The following is a 6008-nucleotide window of genomic DNA, read 5'->3' as shown; positions in this document are numbered from 1 at the left end:
GGTGGCCGTCCGTACGGCCACCACCCCGGCCCTGCTACCGATCCGTGGGTCCCGCGGAACCCGCCGCCCGTCAGAACGGCTCGAAGTCCTCGAACTCCTGGAGCGCCTCGTCCCGCTCGGCCTGCCGGTCCCTGCGCCGCTGCGCGGCGGGCCGCGCCTCCTCGAGCCGGTGGTCCTCACCCCGTCGGCCGAGCATCTCCGCACCCGCCGTGACCGTCGGCTCCCAGTCGAAGACGACCGCGTTGTCCTCGGGTCCGATGGCGACGCCGTCGCCGGACCGGGCGCCCGCCTTCATCAGCTCCGCCTCGACACCGAGGCGGTTGAGGCGGTCGGCGAGGTAGCCGACGGCCTCGTCGTTGTTGAAGTCGGTCTGCCGCACCCAGCGCTCGGGCTTCTCGCCGCGCACCCGGAACAGCCCGTCGTCCTCGCGCGTCACCGTGAAGCCCGCGTCGTCCACGGCCTTCGGCCGGATCACGATCCGGGTGGCCTCCTCCTTCGGCTTGGCGGCGCGGGCCCTCGCAACCAGGTCGGCGAGGGCGAACGACAGCTCCTTGAGCCCGAGATGGGCCACGGCGGACACCTCGAAGACGCGGTAACCGCGCGCCTCCAGGTCCGGCCGCACCATCTCGGCCAGGTCCTTGCCGTCCGGTACGTCGGTCTTGTTGAGGACGACGATCCGCGGCCGGCCGTCCAGGCCGCCGTACTGCCGCAGCTCCTCCTCGATGATGTCGAGGTCGGAGACGGGATCGCGGTCGGACTCCAGGGCGGCCGTGTCCAGCACATGCACGAGCACGCTGCACCGCTCGACGTGCCGCAGGAACTCCAGGCCGAGCCCCTTGCCCTGGCTGGCGCCCGGGATGAGCCCTGGTACGTCGGCGATCGTGTAGACCGTCTCGCCCGCGGTGACCACGCCCAGGTTCGGGACGAGGGTGGTGAACGGATAGTCGGCGATCTTCGGCTTGGCCGCGGACAGCACGGAGATCAGCGAGGACTTGCCCGCGCTCGGGTAGCCGACGAGGGCCACGTCCGCGACCGTCTTCAGCTCCAGCACGATGTCCTGCAGATCGCCGGGCTCACCGAGCAGCGCGAAGCCGGGCGCCTTGCGGCGGGCCGAGGCCAGCGACGCGTTGCCGAGGCCGCCGCGACCGCCCTGGGCGGCGACGTACGACGTCCCGTGCCCGACCAGGTCGGCCAGCACATTGCCCGCCTTGTCGAGCACGACGGTGCCGTCCGGCACCGGCAGGACCAGGTCCTGGCCGTCCTTGCCGGAGCGGAAGCCGCCCTCGCCGGGCTTGGCGTTGGTGGCCTTGCGGTGCGGGGAGTGGTGATAGTCGAGAAGCGTGGTGACGGACTGGTCGACGGTGAGGATCACATCGCCGCCCCTGCCGCCGTTGCCCCCGTCGGGGCCGCCGAGCGGCTTGAACTTCTCGCGGTGTACGGAGGCACAGCCGTGGCCTCCGTTACCCGCGGCGACATGGAGTTCGACGCGGTCCACGAAGGTGGTCATGGTTCAGTGCCTCCAGAAGGTACGGGGTGTGCTGTGTGTAACAAGCGAAAGGCGGACCCGCCTTCCCGACCGGGAAGTGAGGTCCGCCTCACGCAACGCTCCGGGGCGCCTGAGCCCGATAGGGGCTGTCTCAGGCGACCGGGACGATGTTCACGACCTTGCGGCCGCGGTGGGTACCGAACTCCACCGCACCGGTCTGCAGCGCGAACAGCGTGTCGTCGCCGCCGCGGCCGACGCCCGAGCCCGGGTGGAAGTGGGTGCCGCGCTGGCGGACCAGGATCTCACCCGCGTTCACGACCTGACCGCCGAAGCGCTTCACACCGAGCCGCTGGGCGTTGGAGTCGCGACCGTTCCGGGTGGACGATGCGCCCTTCTTGTGTGCCATCTCTTCTCAGTCCCTTACTTCGCAGCCGTGGGGATCGACGTGACCTTGATCGCCGTGTACTGCTGGCGGTGGCCCTGCCGACGGCGGTAGCCGGTCTTGTTCTTGTAGCGCAGAATGTCGATCTTCTGGCCCTTGTGGTGGTCCACAACCTCGGCCTGGACCTTGATACCGGCCAGCACCCACGGGTCGCTGGTCACGGCGTCGCCGTCGACCACGAGCAGGGTCGAGAGCTCGACCGTGTCGCCAACCTGGGCAGTGGAAATCTTGTCAACCTCAACGATGTCGCCGACAGCAACCTTGTGCTGGCGACCACCGCTGCGCACGATGGCGTACACGCGGATCTCACTCTCATCACTCGGGAAACGGCACCCCCGCAGTCCAGCCGACCGCACCGCAGACGGCCTCTCCCGAGGCGCCCGGCGCCCGGAAGGAAGAGGTTTACGGGGATGTGGCGCATCAGTGGACACGCCGACGGTCCAGGTTACGGGGGCGGGCCTGGCGGGTCAAACCGGGCTCGGCCTGTCGACATACGAAGCGGCCCGGCGACGGCAGCGACTCCTCGGGGATCGCGGCAGCAGCCGCGCTGACGGCGCATCGCGCACGGCGGCGGCCCGCCCCGGGAGATACCGGGGCGGGCCGCCGCCGTGCGATGCCGTGACCGTGGAACGGTCGGTGGAGTCAGTCCTCCGTGGTCACCGAGACCGTCGGCTGAGCCGGCTGCTCGGCGGCAGCCGTCTTCTTGGCGACCGTCTTCTTGGCCGCCGCCTTCTTCGCGGTGGTCTTCTTCGCGACGGTCTTCTTGGCAGCCGTCTTCTTGGCCGTCGTCTTCTTCGTGGCGGCCTTCTTCGCCGTCGCCGTCTTGGCGGTCTTGCGGGCCGCCTTCTTGGCGGGCGCGGACTCCTCCGCCTCGGCCTCGGCCGCCCCGGCCGGAGCCGGTTCCTCGGCCGCCGACGGGACGACCACGACGGCCGTCTCCTCGGAGGAGGTGGGCGCGGTGGCCTTGCGCACGGCGCGACGGCGCGGACGGGCCGGTGCCGCGGCCTCGACGGGCGCCTCGGCCGTCTCGACCGCCTCGGCGGCCACGACGGTCGCCACAGGCGTCTCGCCGGGGGCCTCGGCCTGCGGAGCGGCCTCGCCGACCGTCACCACGGCCTCCGTGGGCGAACCGGCGGGCGCCGACGCCCTGCGGGTCGCGCGGCGGCGCGTACGGCCCTTGGGCGCGGCCTCCTCCTCGGCCGGCGCGGGCGCCTCGACGACCGGGTCCTCGACCGCCGCCGGCTCCGCCTCGGCGTCCTGCCGCGACTTCGGAGCGCGCTCGTCCTTACGGGACCTCGGCGCCCGCTCCTCGCTGCGCGGGGCACCCGCGGGCGCCGACGCCCGACGGGTCACCCGGCGCCGCGAACGGCCCCGGGAAGCCGCGGCCTCCGCCTCGGCGACGCTGCTGTACAGCTCCTCGTCCGGGGCGAACGCCGGCTCCGGCAGGGCGGCCGGGGCCGCGATCTCGGCGGCCACCTCGGCTTCGATCTGCGCGGGGGCAGGAGCCGCCTCGACGGCCTCCTCGACCTCCGCGGCCACGGCCTCGTGCGTCTCGGGCTCGGCCTCGGCACCGCCCCGGCCGCGCTTCTTGCGCTTGCCGCCGGTGGCGGACGGCTGGTCCATGTGCACGATCACGCCACGGCCGTTGCAGTGGACACAGGTCTCGGAGAAGGACTCCAGCAGACCCTGGCCGACCCGCTTACGGGTCATCTGCACGAGGCCGAGCGAGGTCACCTCGGCGACCTGGTGCTTCGTACGGTCCCGGCCCAGGCACTCCAGCAGGCGCCGCAGCACCAGGTCGCGGTTGGACTCCAGGACCATGTCGATGAAGTCGATGACGACGATGCCACCGAGGTCGCGCAGCCGCAGCTGACGCACGATCTCCTCGGCCGCCTCCAGGTTGTTCCTGGTCACGGTCTCTTCGAGGTTGCCGCCCTGGCCGGTGAACTTGCCGGTGTTGACATCGATCACGACCATGGCCTCGGTCTTGTCGATCACCAGCGAACCACCGCTGGGCAGCCAGACCTTGCGGTCCAGCGCCTTGGCGAGCTGCTCGTCGATCCGGTACGTGGCGAAGACGTCGACCTCGCTGGTCCACCGCTGTAGACGGTCGGCCAGGTCCGGCGCGACGTGCGCGACGTATCCGTGGACGGTCTCCCATGCCTCGTCACCGCTGACGATGACCTTGGAGAAGTCCTCGTTGAAGATGTCGCGCACGACCCGGACGGTCATGTCCGGCTCGCCGTACAGCAGCGTCGGTGCGTTGCCGTTCTTCGACTTCTTCTGGATGTCCTCCCACTGCGCCTGCAGCCGCTCGACGTCCCGGCGCAGCTCCTCCTCGCTCGCGCCCTCGGCGGCGGTGCGCACGATGACGCCCGCGTCCTCGGGGACGATCTTCTTGAGGATGGTCTTCAGCCGGGCCCGCTCGGTGTCGGGCAGCTTGCGGCTGATGCCGGTCATCGAGCCTTCGGGGACGTACACCAGGTAGCGGCCCGGGAGGGAGACCTGGCTGGTCAGACGGGCGCCCTTGTGTCCGATGGGGTCCTTGGTGACCTGCACGAGGACCGACTGCCCGGACTTGAGGGCGCTCTCGATGCGGCGCGGGCCGCTGGCGAGCCCGAGCGCCTCGAAGTTGACCTCACCGGCGTACAGGACGGCGTTCCGGCCCTTGCCGATGTCGATGAAGGCGGCCTCCATCGACGGCAGCACGTTCTGCACCTTGCCGAGGTAGACGTTGCCGACGTACGAGGTCGACTGCTCCTTGTTGACGTAGTGCTCGACGAGCACGCCGTCCTCCAGGACGCCGATCTGCGTACGCTCACCGCTCTGCCGCACGACCATCACGCGCTCGACGGCCTCGCGCCGGGCCAGGAACTCGGCCTCGGTGATGATCGGCACACGGCGACGGCCCTGCTCGCGTCCCTCGCGGCGACGCTGCTTCTTGGCCTCGAGACGGGTCGAGCCCTTGATGGACTGCACCTCGTCGGCGGCGTCACCGGAGCGCTCGTCCTTCTTACGGGGCTCGCGCACCTTGACGACCGTGCGCTCCGGGTCGTCCGTCGACGCCTCGCCGTCGACGCCGGTGTCACCGGCCCGGCGGCGGCGCCGACGACGGCGACGGCTGCTGCTGGAGCCGCCGGCCGACGACTCCTCGCCGTGCTCCTCGGACGTGTCCTCGGCGTCCTCGTCCAGTTGCTCGGCGGTGTCCTCGGCATCCTGCGCGGCCTGCTCGGCGGCGAGCTCCTCGGCGTCCTCGCCTTCGGCGGACTCGCCACGACGACGGCGACGGCCACCACGGCGGCGGCGGCGGCGCGAACCGCTCTCCTCCGCCTCTTCGGCCTCTTCGGCCTCGGCGGACTCCTCCGGCTCCTCGGGCTCTTCGGGCTCCTCCGCCTCGTCGACGGCCTCGGGCGTCACGACCACCGGCTCCTCGTCACCACCGCGGCGACGACGGCGACGGCGCTGGCCTGCCGGCTCCTCCTCGACGGTCTCCTGCTGCTCCGCGGCCTCGGCGGCGGCAGCGGCGGCGGCCCGCTCCGGGGTCTGGAACATCGGCTCGGTGAACACCGGCGCCTGGAAGACGGCCACGGCGGGGCGCGCGGGGCGCTGCCCGGCCTCGGGCGACTCGTCGGCGGCGGACCGCGCGGGCTCGGAGAACCCAGTGGCGGCCTTGCGCACGACGCGACGGCGGGAGCGGCGCGGCGCGGCCTCCTCGGCGACCGGCTCCGCCTGCGACGGAGCTGCTGCCGCTGCCTCGGGGGGCTCGGCGGCGGTCACGGGCGCCTCCTCGGGCGCCGCGGCGGTCTCGTCCGCGGGCGCCGACACCCGACGGGTGGCACGCCGACGGGCACGACGGGGGGATTCCTCGGCGGCGGGAGCCTCGGGGGCGGTTTCCTCTGCGGCCGACGGTGCCTCGGGGGCGGCTTCCTCGGCGGCGGGAGCCTCGACGATCTCGGCGGACGCGGGCGCACCAGCCGGCGCGGACGCACGACGCGACGCACGACGACGCGTACGCGCCGGAGCGACTTCCTCGGCAGCCGGGGGCTCAACCGCAGACACAGGCGCCTCAGCACCCTCCGC

4 protein-coding genes are annotated in these 6008 nt (G+C 72.3%); all 4 read right to left on the bottom strand.

Features of this window, described 5'->3' with window-relative positions; translation table 11 throughout:
- Positions 1–70: 70 nt before the first annotated feature.
- Positions 71–1507 (bottom strand): GTPase ObgE, encoded by a 1437-nt coding sequence (obgE, locus tag AB0L95_RS38825; RefSeq protein ID WP_365170865.1) that lies wholly within the window; start codon positions 1505–1507, stop codon positions 71–73.
- Positions 1508–1637: 130 nt separating this feature from the next.
- Positions 1638–1892, bottom strand: coding sequence for a 50S ribosomal protein L27 (gene rpmA / locus AB0L95_RS38820; RefSeq protein ID WP_365170863.1), 255 nt, complete (start codon positions 1890–1892; stop codon positions 1638–1640).
- 14 nt (positions 1893–1906) lie between these two features.
- Entirely contained in the window at positions 1907–2227 is a 321-nt protein-coding gene (rplU, locus tag AB0L95_RS38815; protein WP_164583905.1) for a 50S ribosomal protein L21, read from the bottom strand.
- A 343-nt stretch (positions 2228–2570) separates the two neighbouring features.
- Positions 2571–6008, bottom strand: a 3438-nt coding sequence (locus tag AB0L95_RS38810) for an Rne/Rng family ribonuclease (protein ID WP_365170861.1), incomplete at its 5' end; no start/stop codon positions are given.

It is taken from the genome of Streptomyces sp. NPDC052036 (assembly GCF_040680495.1).
Taxonomy (GTDB): domain Bacteria; phylum Actinomycetota; class Actinomycetes; order Streptomycetales; family Streptomycetaceae; genus Streptomyces.
Note: the sequence above shows the minus strand (reverse complement) of the source record. Positions and strands in the feature narration are given on the sequence as shown.